The organism is Saccharopolyspora mangrovi, from assembly GCF_035320975.1.
In the GTDB taxonomy this organism is placed as follows: domain Bacteria; phylum Actinomycetota; class Actinomycetes; order Mycobacteriales; family Pseudonocardiaceae; genus Saccharopolyspora; species Saccharopolyspora mangrovi.
The window spans coordinates 212,249-230,134 of record NZ_JAWLNX010000003.1 but is presented as its reverse complement, the minus strand read 5'-3'; the positions used below and the strand labels follow the sequence as shown (position 1 = coordinate 230,134).

Genomic DNA, 17,886 nt, shown 5'->3' with positions numbered 1-17,886 from the left:
TTCGAATCCCCCGCGCTGCGCGAGGTGAGCGCACGGCCGTCGTCAGTTCCCGGGGACGATGACCAGGACGGCCTTGGCCGTGCGGCCCCGGTCGCGGACCAGGGCCACGGCGCGGCCGTCGGGATCGAACATGCCGTAGGTCCCCTCGACGCCCGCGGCGGTGACGACCTGCCCGTGCGACAGCGCCCGGGCGGTCGAGGCGTCGACGTTGCGGCGCGGGAAGGCCGTCTCGACGGCCTGGTCCAGGTTCATCGACAGCTCGGGGGTGTCCTCCAGCTGCTCCAGCGTCCGCGCGGTGGCCAGCCCGAACGGACCCACCCGGGTGCGCCGCAGCGCGGTGAGGTGCCCGCCGACGTCGAGCGCCTCGCCGAGGTCGCGGGCCAGCGCCCGGACGTAGGTGCCCGATGAGCACTCCACCAGGACGTCCAGCTCGGTGGTCCGCTCGGTGCGCCGCAGCGCGAGCACGTCGAACCGGGAGACCGTGACCGGCCGGGACGCGAGCTCGACGGTTTCGCCGCTGCGCGCGATGTCGTAGGCGCGGCGCCCGTTGACCTTCACCGCGCTGACGGCGCTGGGGACCTGCTGCAGGTCGCCGGTCAGCGCCGCGACCCCGTCGCGGACCTCGGCCTCGTCCGCCCCGGAGGCGTCGGCGGTCGAGATAACCTCGCCCTCGGCGTCATCGGTGCTGGTCGCGACCCCGAGCGTGATCGTCGCGAGGTAGGCCTTGGTGTCCAGCGCCAGGTGGCCCAGCAGCTTGGTCGCCCGCTCCAGGCCGAGCACCAGCACGCCGGTGGCCATCGGGTCCAGTGTCCCGGCGTGCCCGACCTTGCGGGTGCCCATGATGCGGCGAACACGGGAGACGACGTCGTGCGAGGTCATCCCCGCCGGTTTGTCGACGACCAGGAGGCCTGGAGGAACGGCGGGACTCTGCTTGCGGGATTGCGCGGACACGGCGAACCATCATCCCCGACCCGGCGGCGCCCGATGCCTCCAGGGTCAGGCGGCGGCAGCGGCTTCGCGGGTCGCGCCCGTCACCGCCCACTTGCCGGAGCGGGCGCGCAGCAGCAGCGTGATCATCCGCAGCACCATGAACAGGCTCAGCCCGGTCCAGATCCCGGCCAGCCCCCAGCCGAACGCGAGCGCGAGCCAGATCAGCGGGAGGTAGCCGACGACGGCGCTGAGGATCGTCGCGGTGCGCAGGTAGGCGGCGTCGCCGGCGCCGAGGAACACCCCGTCGAGCGCGAAGACCACACCGGCCACGGGCTGGACCGCCACGAAGAACCACCAGGCGTGCGGCATCTCGCCGAGCACCGCCGGATCGGTGGTGAACACCGAGGGCAGCACCCCGGACACGGCGGTGAACAACAGCGCCAGCCCGCAGCCGAACACCAGGCTGTACCAGGTGACCTGCTTGGCGACGGCCTTCGCGCGCGGCACCGAACCGCTGCCCAGGGCCGCGCCGACCAGCGACTGGGCGGCGATCGCCAGCGAGTCCAGCACCAGCGACTGGAACATCCACAGCTGCCACACCACCTGGTGGGCGGCGGCGGTCTCGGCGCCGGTCCGGGCCGCGACCGAGGTCGCCGACAGGAAGCAGACCTGGAAGGCCATCGTGCGCAGCACCAGGTCGCGACCCATGCCCAGCTGGGCGCGCATCTTGGTCCAGTCGGGGCGCAGCGGGGCCTTCTCGACGAGCAGGGCTCGCACGAACAGGGCCGCGGCGATGGTCTGGCCGATCAGGTTCGCGATCGCCGAACCTTCCAGCCCCAGGCCCAGCGGGTAGACCAGGACGGGGCACAGCACGGCGGAGACGCCGTTGCCGATGAGCGTGTAGCGCAGCGGCCGGACGGTGTCCTGCACCCCGCGCATCCAGCCGTTCCCCGCCATCGTGATCAGCACCAGCGGCGCACCGCAGAGCGCGATGCGCAGCCAGGACCCGGCGGCGTCGGCGACCGGTCCGGGTCCGGCGAGCAGTTCCGCGACCGGGGTGGCGACCAGCTGCGCGAGCAGCGAGAGGATCATGCCCACGGCAACGCCGAGCCAGGTGGCCTGCACGCCTTCGGCGACGGCCTCGGTGCGCCGACCGGCGCCGTGCAGCCGCGCGGTGCGCGCGGTGGTGCCGTAGGTGAGGAACGTCAGCTGGCTGGAGACCAGCGTGAACAGGGTGCCGCCGAGCGCGAGCCCGGCCAGCGGGACAGCGCCGAGGTGACCGACCACGGCGGTGTCGACCAGCACGTACAGCGGCTCGGCCGCGAGCACGCCGAGCGCGGGGACCGCGAGCCCCAGCACCTTGCGCGGTGACACCCGTTCCCCGGCCTCGGACACGTCATCTCCCTTGTAAGCTGCGATTGTCAGGTTCGCCCCTGACACAGGGTAGCGGTAAGGAGCGTCAGTGGATAGCGCCGATTACACCGAGGTCGCGCTCCGGCTCGCCAACGCCGACCTGACCGACGTCGAGACGGTCCGCGCAGCGCTGCACGAGGAGCCCTGGTGGGCCGACCGGCTCCGCGACTCCGACCTGCCGCTGCTGTGGGAGGTCGCCGAGGGCCTGCGCCGGGCGCTGGCCGCGATGGTCGACGGGCCCGGCCACGACGAGACGGTCCGCGACGAGGTCAACGCGCTGCTCGCAGCCCATCCCCCGCGCCCCCGGCTCTCGGGTCACGGCGGCCACGACGACGCTCCCAACTGGCACGTGCACGTGGCCGGCCCGGACGCGCCCGCGGTGGACGAGGTCGTCGCGGCTGCCGCGTGGGGTCTGGCCCAGGGCATCGTCCACCACGGCACACGGCGCTGGGGCCGCTGCCAAGCCGAAGCCTGCGGCACGTACTACCTGGACACCTCGACCAACCAGGCCAAGCGCTTCTGCTCCCCCCGATGCGCCAACCGGGTCCACGTCGCAGCCTTCCGAGCCCGCAAACGCACCTGACCCCCTTCGAACTTCGCGCGAAATTCGACCGCCACACGGGAGAGTCGAATTTCGCGCGAAGTTGGAAACCACCAGGTCAAAACCCCACAGCACGACGAAACCCCCGGGCATCGGCATCCGCGCGGGGGGGCGGATTCCAATTTCTCGCGAAATTCGAGTGGGAACTTTGGGGGTCGAACTTCGCGCGAAATTCGAACGGGGGCTGGGTGCGAGGGGATCAGGGGTTGAGGAGCGGGGCGTTGTCGAGGGCTTTGCGGATCTCGGCGAGGATCTCCGCCTCCGTGCCCTTGGCCGTGAAGCCGGACGCCAGCCGGTGGCCGCCGCCTCCGCAGGCGTTTGCGGCGTGGCTGACGTCGATGCGGCTGTCGGCGCGCAGCGACACCGACCAGTGGTCCGCGCCGATCTCCTTGAGCACCGCGGCCACCTCGGCCTCGCTGGTGGTGCGGATGACGTCGATGACGCTGTCGACGTCCTCGCTGCCCAGCCCCTCGGAATCGGTGGCGCGGACGGTGGCGTGCACGAAGCCCAAGCCCTGCGCGGCCGAGCGCTCCAGCTCAGCCCGGCCGAGCACGCCGGCGAGCATGCCCATGAACCCGAACGGATGGGTGTCGAGCAGCGGTTTGGTGGTGGCCTCCGGATCGACACCGGCTTCGAGCAGCCGGGCCGCCACCCGGTGCACCTCGGCACCGGCGTGCCGGAACGATCGCGTGTCGGTGACCAGCCCGGCGTACACGCAGCGGGCGATCGGCAGGTCCAGCTCGGCCCCGAGCTCGTCGAGCAGCCGCAGCACGATCAGCACCGTGGCCTCGGCGGACTCGTCGACGACGTGCAGCGTGCCGTAGCGGGTGTTGGAGACGTGGTGGTCGAGGACGATGACCTCACCACCGGCCGCGATGGTGCCCTTGACCCGGTCGGCGAGCCTGCCCAGCCGACCCAGGCTGCCGGTGTCGCACACGACCAGCAGCGGAGGTGCCGCCGGCACCTCCGAGACGGGCACGACGAGCCCGTCCGCGTCGAGGTCGCGCAGCGAGTGCGCGGGCTTGTCCGGATGCCCGAAGGACACCCGGACGGTGCTGCCGCGCTTCTTCAGGGCCCGGCCCAGCGCGAGCGCGCTGCCCAGGGCGTCGGCATCGGGGTTGACGTGCCCGAACAGGGTCACGTCAGGTGCTGCCGCGAGCTTGCCCGCAGCCGCCGCGACGGCCTCCTGCAGGGACCGGCCCTGCGGGCCCGCGGTCTCGGGTTGCCCGCGCACACGTCACCTCCACGTCATCGGCGACCTGATCCGGTCACCGGTGACCAACGCACCCGATCCGGCGCCGCGACTCAACCACCTTGTGGGCCACGCCGCACATCGGCGTCGGAAAAGTCCTCGTCCTCGACACCTTCGGTGTCCTCGTCGTCATCGTCGGTGCTCGCGCGGTACGGATCGGCGTCACCGGCCGGGACGGCGCCGGAGGCCAGCCGGGCGACCTCCTCGTCGGCCTCCTTGGCCTTGGCGAGCAGCTCCTCCATCCGGCGCGCCTGGTCGGGCACGGTGTCCGCGACGAAGGTCAGCGTCGGGGTGAACCGCACGCCGGTCTGGTCGCCGACGCGGGAGCGCAGCACGCCGGTCGCGCTGCTGAGCGCGGCCGCCGTCGAGGCGTAGTCGGCGTCGTCACCGAAGACGGTGTAGTAAACCGTGGCATCCCGCAGATCCGGGGTGACCCGCGCGTCGGTGATCGTCACCATCGCCAGCCGCGGGTCCTTGACCTCGTGCTCCAGCCCGGACGCCACGATCTGCGCGATGCGCTTGGCCAGCCTGCGGGCGCGCGCCGTATCAGCCACGACGCACCTCCTTCTTGCAAGAAAGCTTCGAAACCCGCGGTGATCCGGCGGGTGGGTCTAATCCTCCGGTCCCAGCATGCGCTGGCGGGCGGAGAGCAGTTCCAGCTCTGGGCGGGCGGCGACGAGTCGCTCGCACGCGTCCAGCACCTCGCGGACGTGCGAGGCGTCGCCGGAGACCGCCGCGACACCGAGCAGGGCGCGGCGGTGGAGATCTTGATCGCCGGCCTCGGACACCGAGACCTCGAAGCGGCGGCGCAGCTCGGCCAGGACCGGGCGCACGACCGCGCGCTTCTGCTTCAACGAGTGGACGTCGCCCAGCAGCACGTCCAGCTCCAGTGCACCGACGTACATGAGCGCATCCCCCGGCCGTCCCCGCGCAGGGGGCCCGGAACGGACCCCCTGCGCAGGTTCGGAATCAGTCGCGAGGCTTCTCGCGCATCTCGTACGGCTCGATGATGTCGCCGACCTTGAGGTCGTTGTACGACCCCAGGGTCAGACCGCACTCGAAACCGTCGCGGACCTCGGTGGCGTCGTCCTTGAACCGCTTCAGCGAGTTGATGCTGAGGTTCTCGGCGACCACCACGTTGTCCCGCAGCAGGCGCGCCTTCGCGTTCCGCTTGACGATGCCGTCGGTGACCATGCAACCGGCGATCGTGCCGACCTTCGAGGACTTGAAGACCTCGCGGATCTCCGCCCGACCGAGCTCGACTTCCTCGTACTCGGGCTTGAGCATGCCCTTGAGGGCCTGCTCGATGTCCTCGATGGCCCGGTAGATCACCGAGTAGTACCGGATCTCGACGCCCTCGCGGTTGGCGACCTCGGCCGCCTTGCCCTCGGCCCGGACGTTGAAGCCCAGGACGATGGTGTTCTCCGCGGTGGCGAGGTTGATGTCGGACTCGTTGATGCCACCGACGCCGCGGTGGATGACCCGCAGCTCGACCTCGTCGCCGACCTCGATCTTCATCAGGGACTCCTCGAGCGCCTCGACGGTACCCGAGTTGTCACCCTTGATGATCAGGTTCAGCTGGTTGGTCTCCTTGAGCACCTTGTCCAGGTCCTCGAGGCTGACCCGCTTGCGCTTGGCCGCGTTCTGCGCCTCGCGGATGCGGGCCCCGCGGCGGTCGGCGATCTGCCGGGCGACCCGGTCCTCGTCGACCACCAGGAAGGAGTCACCGGCACCGGGCACCGACGTGAAGCCGATGACCTGGACCGGCCGCGACGGCAGCGCCGCGGTGACGTCCTCGTCGTTCTCGTTGATCATGCGGCGAACGCGGCCGTAGGCGTCACCGGCGACGACCGAGTCACCGACGCGCAGCGTGCCTCGCTGCACCAGCACCGTGGCCACCGGGCCGCGACCGCGGTCCAGGTGCGCCTCGATCGCGACACCCTGCGCCGACATGTTCGGGTTGGCCCGGAGGTCGAGCGAGGCGTCGGCGGTCAGCAGGATCGCCTCCAGCAGACCTTCGATGTTGGTGCCCTGCTTGGCGGAGATCTCGACGAACATCGTCTCGCCGCCGTACTCCTCGGCCACCAGGTTGTACTCGGTCAGCTGCTGGCGGATCTTGTCCGGGTTCGCACCCTCGACGTCGATCTTGTTGACTGCGACCACGATCGGCACACCGGCGGCCTGGGCGTGGTTGATCGCCTCGACCGTCTGCGGCATGACGCCGTCGTCGGCGGCGACCACCAGCACGGCGATGTCCGTCGACTTCGCACCGCGGGCACGCATGGCGGTGAACGCCTCGTGACCAGGGGTGTCGATGAAGGTGACGGGCCGCTCGTTGCCCTCCAGCTCGGTGACGACCTGGTAGGCACCGATGTGCTGGGTGATGCCGCCGGCCTCGCCGGCCTGCACGTTCGCCTTCCGGATGGTGTCCAGCAGCCGCGTCTTACCGTGGTCGACGTGACCCATGACGGTCACGACCGGCGGACGGGCGGCCAGCTCCTCCTCGGAGGAGCCCGGGTCGCCGTAGCTGATGTCGAACGACTGCAGCAGCTCCCGGTCCTCGTCCTCGGGGGAGACCATCTCGACCTTGTAGTTCATCTCCTGGCCGAGGAGCTCGAGGATCTCGTCGGAGACGGACTGGGTCGCGGTGACCATCTCACCGAGGTGGAACATCGCCTGCACCAGCGAAGCCGGGTTGGCGTTGATCTTCTCGGCGAAGTCGGTCAGCGAAGCACCGCGGCGCAGGCGAAGGGTTTCGCCGTTGCCGCGCGGGAGGCGGACGCCGCCGACCGACGGCGCCTGCATGTTCTCCATGTACTCCTGGCGCTTCTGCCGCTTCGACTTGCGACCGCGCTTCGCGGGCCCGCCGGGACGACCGAAGGCACCTGCCGTGCCGCCGCGACCACCGGGACCGCCCGGACGGCCACCGCCGCCGGGACGACCGCGGAAGCCACCGCCGGCCGGAGCTCCACCCGGAGCGCCGCCGCCACCGCCGGGGCGGAATCCACCGCCACCGCCGCCGGGACGACCGCCGCCGCCACCGGGACCGCGGCCACCGCCGCCGCCACCGGGGCCACCACGACCGCGACCGCCACCGGGACCGCCGCTACCGCTGCGGGCCGGGCGCGGAGGCATCATGCCGGGGTTCGGACGCGGCGGCATCATGCCCGGGTTCGGGCGCGAACCGCCGCCACCGCCGCCTTCGCCGCGCGGGGCGTTGCCGCCACCGGCGGGAGCGGTACCGGCACCCTGGCCGCCACCGCCGCGACGCTGGTCGTCACGACCGCGACCGGGGCCCTGCTGGCCACCGCGGTCCTGGCGCGGACCCGAACCGGGACGACCCGGGCGCTGCTGCGGAGCACCCTGACCGACGCCGAACGGGTTGTTGCCGACGCGCGGGGGCTTCGGGCCCGGCTTGGGAGCCTTGGGGCGAGCGGCGTCGCCGTCGCCACCCGGAGCCTTGGGCGTGGGCTTGGGACCCGGCTTGGGGCCGGGCTTGACGTCGCCCTTGGGCTTGTCGGCCTTGGGCTGCTCGAACTTCGGCTCTTCGACCTTGGGCGCCTCGGACTTGGGCGCGTCGGCCTTCGGCTCGGCCTGGGCGGCCGGGGCCGGCTCGGCCTTCGGTTCGGGCTTGGGGGTTGGTTTCGGACCCGGCTTGGGGCCGGGCTTGGGTGCCTCGGCGCGCGGGCCGGGCTTGGGACCAGGCTTGGGCGCCGAGGATTCGGCTGCCCCTCCGGTACTGACGGCTTTGGACTCGCTCTGAGCGGGCTTGCCGTTGTCGCCGCTCTTCTTCGACGACTTGGCGTATGCGTCGCGCAGCCTGCGCGCCACCGGGGCTTCCACGGTGGAGGATGCAGACTTGACGTACTCGCCCTGCTCGGCGAGCTTGTTCAGTACTTCCTTGCTGGTGACACCGAGCTCTTTCGCGAGCTCATGTACGCGGGCCTTGCCTGCCACTGCTCTCCTCATCTGGGTGAGGCCGGGCGGCAGTCCCGCTCGACCTCGTCCTATCGCCGATGCGCGTTCATGGCTTCAGCTTCACGGCTGATTCATGACGGGTCGACCTGCTTTCCTTCGGTTGCCTGGCGCGGGACGGATCCCGCGTCGGTCATGTCCTGAGCCGCCGAGGGCGGTTGCCCGGCACTCAAGTGGTGTTGCACGGCTGAGGTGTCGAGAGATCCCGGCACTCGAAGTGCCCGCGGAAAAGCCCGGCGCCGTTCGGCCAGACGAAGGCAAGCCGGATCAGGGTGCAGCCAGGCTCCCCGACCCGGTCGCCGATGCCGCAGATCGGGAACCGCGACGGGCCCCGAACCACCGACCTCAGCCACCACACGTAGCAGCTCAACGGCCGACGTCCGAGCACGACAACCCACACACGTACGAACGGGAACATGGCGCTGGCCATTCCCGGGTGCACTCGTGTGGATTGATCGCTCCCCTCGCGTCGAGCCTCCTCGTCGATTCTAACCCGACGGCGTCACTCGGCCGAACCCACGGTGGGCAGTCCCTCAACCGCAGGGTCCGGGCCGGTCGGCTGCACGGGTGCCTGGCCGCTCGTGGTCGTCGGCGACGACGGGTCGGCATCGCTGCGGATGTCGATCCGCCAGCCGGTCAGCCGGGCCGCCAGCCGCGCGTTCTGGCCTTCCTTGCCGATCGCCAGCGACAGCTGGAAGTCCGGCACGATCACCCGCGCGGTCTTGGTCCGCTCGTCGACCACCTCGACCGAGACCACCTTGGCCGGCGACAGCGCGTTGCCGACGAAGGTCGCCGGGTCGTCCGAGTAGTCGATGATGTCGATCTTCTCGCCGCCCAGCTCGCTCATCACGTTGCGCACCCGCGCGCCCATCGGGCCGATGCAGGCACCCTTGGCGTTGACGCCGCTGACGGCGGACCGCACCGCGATCTTCGACCGGTGCCCGGCCTCGCGCGCCACCGCGGGGATCTCCACGGTGCCGTCGGCGATCTCCGGGACCTCCAGCGCGAACAGCCGGCGGACCAGGTTCGGGTGGGTGCGCGACAGCGAGATCTGCGGGCCGCGGGCGCTGCGCGCCACGCCGTAGACGTAGCACTTGATCCGCGTGCCGTGCTCGTAGTTCTCCCCCGGCACCTGCTCGGCGCCCGGGATGACGCCCTCGCTGTCACCGATCTGCACGATCACCATGCCGCGCGAGTTGGCCCGCGCATCGCGCTGGATGACCCCGCCGATGATCTCGCCTTCCTTGGCGGCGAACTCGCCGAAGGTGCGCTCGTGCTCCGCGTCGCGCAACCGCTGCAGGATGACCTGCCGCGCGGTCGTCGCCGCGATCCGCCCGAACCCCTCCGGGGTGTCGTCCCACTCCTCCGAAACGCTGCCGTCGGCGTTGAGGGAGTGCGCGATGACCCGCACGATGCCGGTCTTGCGGTCGACCTCCACCCGCGCGTGCGGCTGGTGCCCCTCGGTGTGACGGTATGCGGTGAGCAGTGCCGATTCGATCGCTTCCAGGACCGTCTCGAACGGGATGTCCTTGTCGCGTTCGATCGCCCGCAGCGCCGCGATGTCGACGTTCACCTCGACTCCTCCGTGTCTTCCCGGTCGTCCCCCTGCTGGGAAACGCCGCTCGCAGCCCGCTCCAGCTTGCGCAGGTCCTCCGCCGGTGGCTGCTGGAACTCCACCTCGACCACCGCGCGCTCCACATCACGGTAGGCCACCTGGCGCAGTTCGCCGCCGACCAACACCTGCACGTCCTCATCATCGGCCTTGCCGACCCGCGCCACCAGCTGCTCGCCGCCGGTCAGCCGGATCTTGACCAGCCGGTAGCGGGCGCGCTTCCAGTGTCGCTGCTTGGTCAGGGGCCGGTCCACGCCGGGAGAGGTGACCTCCAGCGTGTAAGAACCGGCCAGCACGTGCTCGTGCGCGTCCAGGACCTTGGCGACCGAGCGGCTCACCTCGGTGATGTCGTCGAGGCCGACACCGTCATCGGAGTCGATGACGACCTTGACCAGCCGGCGACGACCGGCCTGCTGCACGTCTAGTTCTTCGAGGTCGAAGCCCTTCTCGGCGACGGCCTCGGCGACGACGGGCTCCAGCTGCGCGGTGATCTCACCACGCGGCGGGCTGGACACGTTGGCACTCCTAGGTTTCGGTTCGTGGTCTGGTTCAGACCTCATGCATCACGTCCCGGGCACGTCCGCGGGCGCGCACCGCCCACGTCCGGTCCACCCCGGCCGCGGTCGCCCAGGGTATCGCGTCCGCCCGCACCCGAGCGCGCCGTGGGACCCCAACGATCGGCGGATTGTGCACGACCCCGAACGGATCACCGGTCTGACCGCTCCGGTGGTGGTACCCAGGGTGCACGCGATGATCGCGGTGCCTGGCAGGATAGGTCTTCGTGGAACTCCCCCGCGCATCCCTGTCGGTCTTCGAGCGTCGGCGCGTGTTGCGGTTGTTCGCCGCCGCGCCCGCCGTGGCCGTGCTGGCCGCGTGCGGCACCGAGTCCGACGAGCCGGATCAGCTGCTGCCGCTGGCGACCGCCGCGAAGGCGGACGCCGCCCTGGCCAACGCGATCGCGCGGACGCACTCCGGGATGTCCGAGACCGCTCGGGAGCTGGCCGCCGCGCGGACCGCGCACGCCACGGCGCTGCAGCGGGAGATCGACCGGGTCGCGCCGCGTGATCCCGAGGACCCGCCGTCGGTGCCCGATCCCGCGCCGAAGAAGGCGCCGTCGACCGCCGGTGCCGCCGCCGACGCGCTGCGCACCGCGATGCGCCAGGGCCAGCAGCAGGCGGCGAACCTCGTTCCCGGGCTGCCCGGCCACCGCGCGGGCCTGGTGGCCTCGGTGTCGGCCGGCTGCGCGAGCCTGCAGGAGGTGCTGGGATGAGCGAGCTCTCGGAGCAGGCCGCAGCGGCGCTCGGCGACGCGCTGGGCGCCGAGCACGCGGCGCTGTGGGTGTACGGCCTGGCCAACGCCTTCGCCGGGGAGGCGCGGGTGCGCACCGCGATCGACGACGCCGTCGAGCAGCACACCAGGCTGCGCGACACCGCCGAGCAGGCGATGCGGCAGGCGGGCCTGACGCCGACCCCCGCGCAGCCCGCCTACGACGTCGGCGCCCAGGTGCCCGACCAGTCCGCGGCGATCGATCTGCTGATCACCGCCGAGGGCGACTGCGAGGTCGGCTGGCGCTCGGTGCTGGACAACAGCGACGACGCCGGGCTGCGCCGCACCGCGCTGGACGGCCTGACGACCTCGGCCACCCGCGCCACCCGCTGGCGGCTGACGCTGGGGCGGCAGCCCGCAGTGGAGCACTTCCCCGGTCAGCGGTCCTGAGCGGTCACTTCGGCGCCTGGTCCTGCGGCCAGCCCAGCTTGAGGGCCTCGTTGGTGACGTCGCTGAGCGCCGGGTCCTTCTTCGAGGACTTGCCGAAGAACGCCGAGTCGCCGATCACGACCAGCCGGTCCTGCCGTCCCGAGGCGTAGGCGGCGTCGTCGAGGTCGGGCATGTCCTTGGTGCCGTCCCGCTCGTCCTCGACCAGGTCCCGGATGTTGCCCGTGCCGTCCTTGGTGGTCAGCTCGTTGAGCTGGGCCGCCACCTGGGGCGTGGGCATCAGCACGGTGATGACCGAGGTCAGCACGCGGCGGCCGTCGGGCAGCGTCGTGGTGTAGAGCGCGCGGGTGAGGTGGTCGCACTCCTGCTTGGTGAAGAAGCTGCGGATGTCGTCGTCGGAGACGTTCTTGCAGCCCTGGAAGGCCTCTTCCTTGCGGACCAGGGTGAAGTCGTAGCGCAGCTTCGGCGGCGCGGGGGCGGCGGCCTCGTCGTCGGGCTTGATGGCGCTCCAGATCAGACCGGACACGACGGCGACCAGCACCAGCACCAGCCCGCGCAGGGCCCAACCCATCGGCGTGACCCGCTGCTGCTGCTGCTGCGGCGGGGGCGGCGGCACCGGCTGTCTGCTGGTGCCCGGGTAGGACTGCTGCGGCGCCTGGTGGGGCTGCTGCGGCGTCGGCGAGTGCGTGATCACCGGCCTGGTCGCGTGCTCCGGGGTCGGTGCGGCCACCGGGCGGTCCTGCCTGATGTAGGCGTTGTCCCGCCGCAGCGGCGCGGTCTCACGCTGCGTGTTGCCTTGCGCTCCCGTCACGTCCTCGGGCACACCCTGTCGGTCTGACACGAGTGCCTACGGTAGCGGGTGCGGATTACGGGACGGACAACCCGATGCGCGGTTGCGCTGATCAGAGCAGCGCCCGAACCGCCCGATCGACGTCGTCCTCGGTGTTGTAGAGGTGGAACGACAGCCTGGCCTGACCGCCTCGGCTGGCGCAGACGACACCGGCCTCGGTGAGCTTGGCCACCGCGTCGGGCCTGGGCAGCGACACGATCGCCGAACCGGCGGGCGGCAGCCCGAGCTCGGCCCGGAGCCCGTCGGCGAGACCGCTGCAGTGCGCGGCGACCTCGGCGAGATCCAGACAGGCCAGCCACTCCATCGACGCCGCCGCGCCGACCTGCGCCAGCCACACCGGGGAGATGTCGAGTCCGCGCGCACCACCGGCCAGCCGCAGCGGCAGGCCGTAGGTGGCCTCCCACGGGTCCTCGGCGGCGTACCAGTTGGCGCTGTGCGGCACCGGGCGCGGCGCGTCGGGGTGGACGGCCAGCCACGCCGAACCGCGCGGGGCCATCAGCCACTTGTAGCCCGCGGCGGCCACCCAGTCCGCCCAGCCCAGGCTCAGCGGCATCCAGCCGGCGGCCTGCGTGGCGTCGAGCAGCACGCGGGTGCCGTGCTCCCGCTTGGCGCGCTCGAGGGCTGCGAAGTCGGCGATCCGGCCGTCCTTGGACTGCACGGCGCTGACCGCCACCACGTCGAACTCCGGTGCGCACGCGCCGATTTCGTCCAGCTCGACCTCGGTGACCGTGACGCCCCGGCCGGCTTGCGCGGCGAACGGGAACAGCACGCTGGTGAAGTCGTCGGTGGCGACCAGGACCCGGGCCCCGTCGGGCACGCTGGCCGCGACCAGGCCGATCACCTGCGACGCGCTGGCGCCGATGGTGATCCGCTCGGCGGGGACGCCGATGAGCCGCGCGAAGGCGTCGCGGGCGGTGGCGACGTGGCCGTCGAAGTCGCCCGGCCGGTCTTGGCCGCGCCCCCAGCGCTCCACGGCTTCGGCGACCTTCCGCGCGGTCTCGGTCGGCGGGATGCCGATGCTGGCGGTGTTGAGATAGCCGTCGGGGACGTCGAAAACCGCGTTGAAAGCCTTCCGCATGGTCACCATCCTCGCACCGATCAGGCCTCGGCGGTGAGCTCTGCATACGGTTGGAGCATGCACAGCGAAGAGATCGAGATCCGCACCGGGAGCCGCGAGGTCGTCCGCGATCTGCGCGACGAGTGCCACCGGTTCCTGAGCTCGGCCGGTGCCGGCGACGGGCTGCTCAACGTGTGGGTGCCGCACGCGACCGCAGGGCTGGCGATCATCGAGACCGGCGCGGGCAGCGACGACGACCTGCTGGCGGCGCTGCGGGACCTGCTGCCCGGGGACGACCGCTGGCGGCACCGCCACGGCTCCCCCGGGCACGGTCGCGACCACGTCATGCCCGCGTTCGTCCCGCCCTACGCGACGATCCCGGTGCTGGGCGGGCGGATGGCGCTGGGCACCTGGCAGTCGGTGTGCCTGGTGGACACCAACGTCGACAACCCGGTCCGCAAGGTGCGGTTGAGCTTCCTGGCCGGCTGACCGGTCACCTGCTCAGGAACTCCTGGAGCCCGGCCAGGTCGTCGGAGTTGATGTGGTCGACCCCGACCTCCTCGAGCACCTCCCACACGGCTTCGCGCTCGGCTCCCGCGGAATCGGGGGTGGCCCAGAAGCGCACCCGCTGCCCGGCGGCGTGGGCGTCGCCCACGATCCGCTCCAGCTCGCTGCGCTCCTCGGCGGGCATCTCGCCGGAGCCGTTCCAGGTGAACACCTGCGTCCAGTCGTCGGAGACCAGCGGCACCAGCTTCGGATCGGCGCCGATCGAACCGCCGGTGCCGCCGTCGAGGAAGGCGTAGCGGTCGGTCTGGCCCTCCACGAACTCGGTGGGCTTGTCCCCGGAGATCACCACGGTGACCGGGCCTTCGGTGACGGTGCCGTTCTCGTAGTGGGTGAACAGCCCGGCGTACTTGCTGTCGCGCATGATCGCGTCGAGCCGCCGGTAGCCGTCCTCGCCGAAGGTCTTGAAGTCGACCAGCAGCTGGAAGTGCACGTCGTGGCCCGGGTAGACGCTGCCGCCGCCCGCGTTGACCCGCTCCAGCAGCGGGTCCAGGTACAGCGACTCGATGGTGCGGTCGGGGTGGAGCTGGAACGGGTCGTGTCCGATCAGCAGCGCGTCGCCCAGCGGGTAGATGTCGGCCTCGACGCTGGTGAACCCGTGGTCGAGGGCGTCCAGCAGCGGGCGTTCGTGCAGGTAGTCGTTGTGCGCGTGCGCCTGGGCCAACGGCTCGACGTCGGCTTCCGGTTCGGCGTTCGCGCTGGGCGCGATCAGGGTGAGCGCCGCGAGCGCGAGGAGCAGGAAACGCGAGGGGGACCGCATGAGAAAGCCTCCGGTGATGATCAGTTGATCACCACCGGAGGCTAGTGCGATCGCGCTGGTCAGCGCGTGCGCTGACGTGATTCAGCCACGCACCGCGCCGATCAGGTGGGACACCGCCTCGTCGGCGGCGACCTCGGTGCGCTCGCCGGAGAGCCGGTCGCGGACCTCGACGACGCCGTTGGCCAGGCCCTTGCCGACCACCAGGATGGACGGGATGCCGACCAGCTCGGCGTCGGCGAACTTCACGCCCGGCGACACCGTGCGGTCGTCCAGGATCACCTGCACGCCCGCGCTGTCGAGCTCGGCGGCCATCTCCTCGGCGCGGGCGCGGACGTTCTCGTCCTTGCCGGCGATGACCACGTGCACGTCGGCCGGGGCCACCTCGCGCGGCCACGCCAGGCCCATGTCGTCGTGGCTCTGCTCGGCGATCGCCGCGACCAGGCGGGACACGCCGACGCCGTAGGAGCCCATCGTGATCCGCTTGGGCTTGCCGTCCTGGCCGAGCGCGTCCAGGCCGAACGCGTCGGAGTACTTGCGGCCCAGCTGGAAGATGTGGCCGATCTCGATGCCGCGCGCGGCGACCAGGGTGCCCTGGCCGTCGGGCGACGGGTCGCCCTCGCGGACCTCGGCGGCCTCGATGGTGCCGTCCGGGGTGAAGTCGCGGCCGCAGACCAGGTCCAGCACGTGGTGGTCGTTCTTGTCCGCACCGGTCACCCAGGCCGTGCCGGTGACCACGCGCGGGTCGACCAGGTAGCGAACACCGTTGTCCTGCAGCGCCTTCGGACCGATGTAGCCCTTGACCAGGAACGGGTTCGCGGCGAAGTCGGACTCCTCCAGCAGCGCCACCTCGGCCGGCTCCAGCGAGGCTTCGAGGCGCTTCATGTCGACCTCGCGGTCGCCGGGCACGCCGACGGCCAGCAGCTCCCACTCCTCGGCGCCCGGGCGGCGGGTCTTGACCAGCACGTTCTTCAGCGTGTCCGCGGCGGTGAACTTGCGGTCGGTGTTGGCGTTGAGGAAGTCCACCAGCGACTCGATGGTGGGAGTGCTGGGCGTGTGGTGCACCTCGGCGGCCGGCTTGTCCTCAATGGACTCGGCGGGCGGCGCGGGGGTGACCACGGCCTCCACGTTGGCGGCGAACCCGGAACCGGTGCTGCGGACGAAGGTGTCCTCACCGGTGGGGCTCTCCGCCAGGAACTCCTCGGAGGCCGACCCGCCCATCGCGCCCGAGGTCGCGGCCACGATCACGTAGCGCAGGCCGACCCGGTCGAAGATCTTGATGTAGGCGTCGCGGTGCCGCTGGTAGGACTCCGACAGGCCCTCGTCGTCGATGTCGAAGGAGTAGGAGTCCTTCATCACGAACTCGCGGCCGCGCAGGATGCCCGCGCGGGGGCGCTCCTCGTCCCGGTACTTGGTCTGGATCTGGTACAGCATGACCGGGTAGTCCTTGTAGGAGCTGTACTCGCCCTTGACGGTGAGCGTGAACAGCTCCTCGTGGGTGGGCCCGAGGAGGTAGTCGGCGTTCTTGCGGTCCTTGAGCCGGAACAGGTTCGGGCCGTACTCGGTCCAGCGGTTGGTCGCCTCGTAGGGCTCCTTGGGCAGCAGCGCGGGGAAGTGGATCTCCTGCGCCCCGATCGCGTCCATCTCCTGGCGCACGACCTCCTCGACGCGCCGCAGCACCCGCAGACCCAGCGGCAGCCACGAGTAGATGCCCGGCGCGATGCGCCGCACGTAGCCGGCCCGCACGAGCAGCTTGTGGCTCGGCACCTCGGCGTCGGCCGGATCCTCGCGCAACGTACGCAGGAACAACGTCGACATCCTCGTGATCACGGCTACTGGCTCCTCGTTCGGCCCGATGGGAATACAGGCAGGGTAACGACCACCCCAACCCACCCGTCTGCGCGGTCGCGGGTGAGGCGGAGCCCTGATACTCCCGCACCCCAAACGACCTGGTCAAACGAATACCGCACCCCACCCAGAACCCCACCCACCTCCCCAAACCGCAAACCACCCCTCGTCCACGAGACGCACCCTGGGCACGGGGTGACCCGATTACCGCCGTATTCAGGAACCCGATTACGGCGGTAATCCGGAGCGGGACGCAGTAGGACCCTGAAAACTCCGGTAATCAGTGAACGGATTACCGGAGTAATCCGTCACCTCCGACGAAAAACGGAGCGTTCAGTTCACACGTTCAGGGAGTTTCACCCCGAAAAGATCCGCGAGGTGTATCTGAGAAGGGCGTTCGTTCCTCTTTGTTGGCATGCGACCCCAACCACGTCCGCCCGTCATCGACGAACTCCCGATCACCGTCTTCCGCCGCTGCGACGCCCGGGCCGCGGGCCTGACCGATGAACAGATCTACGCCCGCTTCCTCCGCGTGTTCCACGGCGTCTACACCACGCCCACCACGCCCCTGACCCACCTGCTGAAATGCGCCGCAGCCGCGTTGACCGTCCCCGAAGGCTCGGTCATCACCGGCAGATCAGCCGCGACGTTGCGCGGCGTGGAACTCGCCGGGTTCAGCGACCCGGTCGAGGTGATCGTGCCGAACGCCGACCGGATGATGCGCAGGAAGGGGCTGCGTTGCTCTGCGGTTCGCATCGCCGAGTTCGAGCACTCGCCGTGGCGCGGCGTCGGAGTGGCCGGGTTCCCCCGTATCGCGTTCGACCTGCTCAAACAGCGGTCGATCACGCAGGCGGTCGCCCACTGCGACGCCCTGCTGCACGCCGGAGCCATCACGGCAGAGGAGGTCGCGGGATCCCTCGTCGGCAGGCACGACCACGGGATCCGGCGTGCACGGCTGCGGATCCCCTACCTGGACGGGCGGGCCGAGTCGGTTCCCGAGTCCGTTCTCCGGGTCGAGTTCGTGCTGCGCGGCATGCGTCCCGTGCCGCAGCTGGAGGTCTACGACGGTGATCGGTTCGTCGCTCGCCTCGATCTCGCCTTCGAGGAGACGAAGGTCGCGGTCGAGTACGACGGGGGCTGGCACGCGGATCCCGCGCAGGTGGAGCACGACCGGGTTCGGCGTGATCGGCTGCGGGCGTTGGGGTGGACGGTGATCGTGGTGACCAACGATCGGCTGCGCAACCGCGTGGACGAGGTCATCGCAGAGGTCGCGTCAGCGGTCAGGTGGCGCGGTCGTAGCGCCGCGTGAGCGTT

General features: G+C 71.1%; 18 protein-coding genes. 5 read left to right on the top strand and 13 right to left on the bottom strand.

The features are described 5' to 3' along the window. Positions 1-42 precede the first annotated feature (42 nt). Together truB and R4I43_RS05990 are read right to left on the bottom strand one after the other, a co-directional pair. The gene (gene truB, locus R4I43_RS05995; RefSeq protein ID WP_324264505.1) at positions 43-951 is read right to left on the bottom strand and encodes a tRNA pseudouridine(55) synthase TruB; all 909 of its coding nucleotides are present in this window, start codon (positions 949-951) and stop codon (positions 43-45) included. A gap of 45 nt (positions 952-996) precedes the next feature. Beyond that, entirely contained in the window at positions 997-2,325 is a 1,329-nt protein-coding gene (locus R4I43_RS05990) for an MATE family efflux transporter (RefSeq protein WP_324264504.1), read from the bottom strand. A 67-nt stretch (positions 2,326-2,392) separates the two neighbouring features. Here R4I43_RS05990 and R4I43_RS05985 point away from each other — a divergent pair, with 67 nt between their 5' ends. Then, on the top strand, positions 2,393-2,926 hold the full coding sequence (locus R4I43_RS05985) for a CGNR zinc finger domain-containing protein (protein ID WP_324264503.1): 534 nt from the start codon (positions 2,393-2,395) through the stop codon (positions 2,924-2,926). A gap of 217 nt (positions 2,927-3,143) precedes the next feature. On the opposite strand, the gene R4I43_RS05980 is transcribed toward R4I43_RS05985, so the two are convergent. The 7 genes from R4I43_RS05980 to rimP all read right to left on the bottom strand — a co-directional run bounded on the left by R4I43_RS05980 (position 3,144) and on the right by rimP (position 10,298). Further along, entirely contained in the window at positions 3,144-4,136 is a 993-nt protein-coding gene (locus R4I43_RS05980) for a DHH family phosphoesterase (RefSeq protein WP_324264645.1), read from the bottom strand. A gap of 113 nt (positions 4,137-4,249) precedes the next feature. After that, on the bottom strand, positions 4,250-4,750 hold the full coding sequence (rbfA, locus tag R4I43_RS05975) for a 30S ribosome-binding factor RbfA (RefSeq protein WP_324264502.1): 501 nt from the start codon (positions 4,748-4,750) through the stop codon (positions 4,250-4,252). Between the two features lie 57 nt (positions 4,751-4,807). Further along, entirely contained in the window at positions 4,808-5,101 is a 294-nt protein-coding gene (locus R4I43_RS05970; RefSeq protein WP_324264501.1) for a DUF503 domain-containing protein, read from the bottom strand. Positions 5,102-5,165: 64 nt separating this feature from the next. Beyond that, the gene (infB, locus tag R4I43_RS05965) at positions 5,166-8,153 is read right to left on the bottom strand and encodes a translation initiation factor IF-2 (protein ID WP_324264500.1); all 2,988 of its coding nucleotides are present in this window, start codon (positions 8,151-8,153) and stop codon (positions 5,166-5,168) included. Positions 8,154-8,245: 92 nt separating this feature from the next. Next, positions 8,246-8,524, bottom strand: coding sequence for a YlxR family protein (locus R4I43_RS05960; RefSeq protein WP_407691202.1), 279 nt, complete (start codon positions 8,522-8,524; stop codon positions 8,246-8,248). A gap of 149 nt (positions 8,525-8,673) precedes the next feature. Continuing rightward, a complete protein-coding gene (nusA, locus tag R4I43_RS05955; RefSeq protein WP_281454795.1) occupies positions 8,674-9,744 on the bottom strand; it encodes a transcription termination factor NusA in 1,071 nt (356 codons plus the stop codon). Then, positions 9,741-10,298 carry a ribosome maturation factor RimP gene (gene rimP, locus R4I43_RS05950; protein WP_324264498.1) on the bottom strand — a complete coding sequence of 186 codons (558 nt, stop codon included), beginning with the start codon at positions 10,296-10,298 and terminating at the stop codon, positions 9,741-9,743. Before rimP ends, nusA begins: the two co-directional genes overlap by 4 nt. Before the next feature lie 266 nt (positions 10,299-10,564). Between rimP and R4I43_RS05945 the strand changes: the two genes are divergently transcribed. Then, positions 10,565-11,053 carry a hypothetical protein gene (locus R4I43_RS05945; RefSeq protein WP_324264497.1) on the top strand — a complete coding sequence of 163 codons (489 nt, stop codon included), beginning with the start codon at positions 10,565-10,567 and terminating at the stop codon, positions 11,051-11,053. Then, positions 11,050-11,499, top strand: a complete 450-nt coding sequence (locus tag R4I43_RS05940) for a ferritin-like domain-containing protein (RefSeq protein ID WP_324264496.1) — start codon at positions 11,050-11,052, stop codon at positions 11,497-11,499. The genes R4I43_RS05945 and R4I43_RS05940 overlap by 4 nt, the downstream gene beginning before the upstream one ends. A gap of 4 nt (positions 11,500-11,503) precedes the next feature. On the opposite strand, the gene R4I43_RS05935 is transcribed toward R4I43_RS05940, so the two are convergent. Together R4I43_RS05935 and R4I43_RS05930 are read right to left on the bottom strand one after the other, a co-directional pair. Then, positions 11,504-12,337: a hypothetical protein gene (locus R4I43_RS05935; RefSeq protein WP_324264495.1), complete on the bottom strand. Its 834-nt coding sequence runs from the start codon at positions 12,335-12,337 to the stop codon at positions 11,504-11,506. Positions 12,338-12,398: 61 nt separating this feature from the next. Beyond that, complete coding sequence (locus tag R4I43_RS05930; RefSeq protein ID WP_324264494.1) at positions 12,399-13,424, bottom strand: aminotransferase class V-fold PLP-dependent enzyme; 1,026 nt, start codon at positions 13,422-13,424, stop codon at positions 12,399-12,401. A gap of 57 nt (positions 13,425-13,481) precedes the next feature. On the opposite strand from R4I43_RS05930, the gene R4I43_RS05925 reads away from it, so the two are divergent. Further along, positions 13,482-13,892 carry a YjbQ family protein gene (locus R4I43_RS05925; protein ID WP_324264493.1) on the top strand — a complete coding sequence of 137 codons (411 nt, stop codon included), beginning with the start codon at positions 13,482-13,484 and terminating at the stop codon, positions 13,890-13,892. Positions 13,893-13,896: 4 nt separating this feature from the next. Here R4I43_RS05925 and R4I43_RS05920 read toward each other — a convergent pair whose 3' ends face one another. Next, positions 13,897-14,727 (bottom strand): phosphatidylinositol-specific phospholipase C/glycerophosphodiester phosphodiesterase family protein, encoded by an 831-nt coding sequence (locus R4I43_RS05920; protein ID WP_324264492.1) that lies wholly within the window; start codon positions 14,725-14,727, stop codon positions 13,897-13,899. A gap of 81 nt (positions 14,728-14,808) precedes the next feature. Beyond that, positions 14,809-16,554 (bottom strand): proline--tRNA ligase, encoded by a 1,746-nt coding sequence (locus R4I43_RS05915; RefSeq protein WP_324264491.1) that lies wholly within the window; start codon positions 16,552-16,554, stop codon positions 14,809-14,811. A 433-nt stretch (positions 16,555-16,987) separates the two neighbouring features. Between R4I43_RS05915 and R4I43_RS05910 the strand changes: the two genes are divergently transcribed. After that, positions 16,988-17,881: an endonuclease domain-containing protein gene (locus tag R4I43_RS05910; protein WP_324264490.1), complete on the top strand. Its 894-nt coding sequence runs from the start codon at positions 16,988-16,990 to the stop codon at positions 17,879-17,881. The last annotated feature ends 5 nt before the right edge of the window (positions 17,882-17,886 follow it).

Coding starts and splice junctions, on each gene's coding strand:
- R4I43_RS05970 (WP_324264501.1), bottom strand. CDS start 5,101: ATGTACGTCGGTGCACTGGAGCTGGACGTGCTGCTGGGCGACGTCCAC.
- R4I43_RS05940 (WP_324264496.1), top strand. CDS start 11,050: ATGAGCGAGCTCTCGGAGCAGGCCGCAGCGGCGCTCGGCGACGCGCTG.
- R4I43_RS05930 (WP_324264494.1), bottom strand. CDS start 13,424: ATGCGGAAGGCTTTCAACGCGGTTTTCGACGTCCCCGACGGCTATCTC.
- R4I43_RS05925 (WP_324264493.1), top strand. CDS start 13,482: ATGCACAGCGAAGAGATCGAGATCCGCACCGGGAGCCGCGAGGTCGTC.
- R4I43_RS05920 (WP_324264492.1), bottom strand. CDS start 14,727: ATGCGGTCCCCCTCGCGTTTCCTGCTCCTCGCGCTCGCGGCGCTCACC.
- R4I43_RS05910 (WP_324264490.1), top strand. CDS start 16,988: ATGCGACCCCAACCACGTCCGCCCGTCATCGACGAACTCCCGATCACC.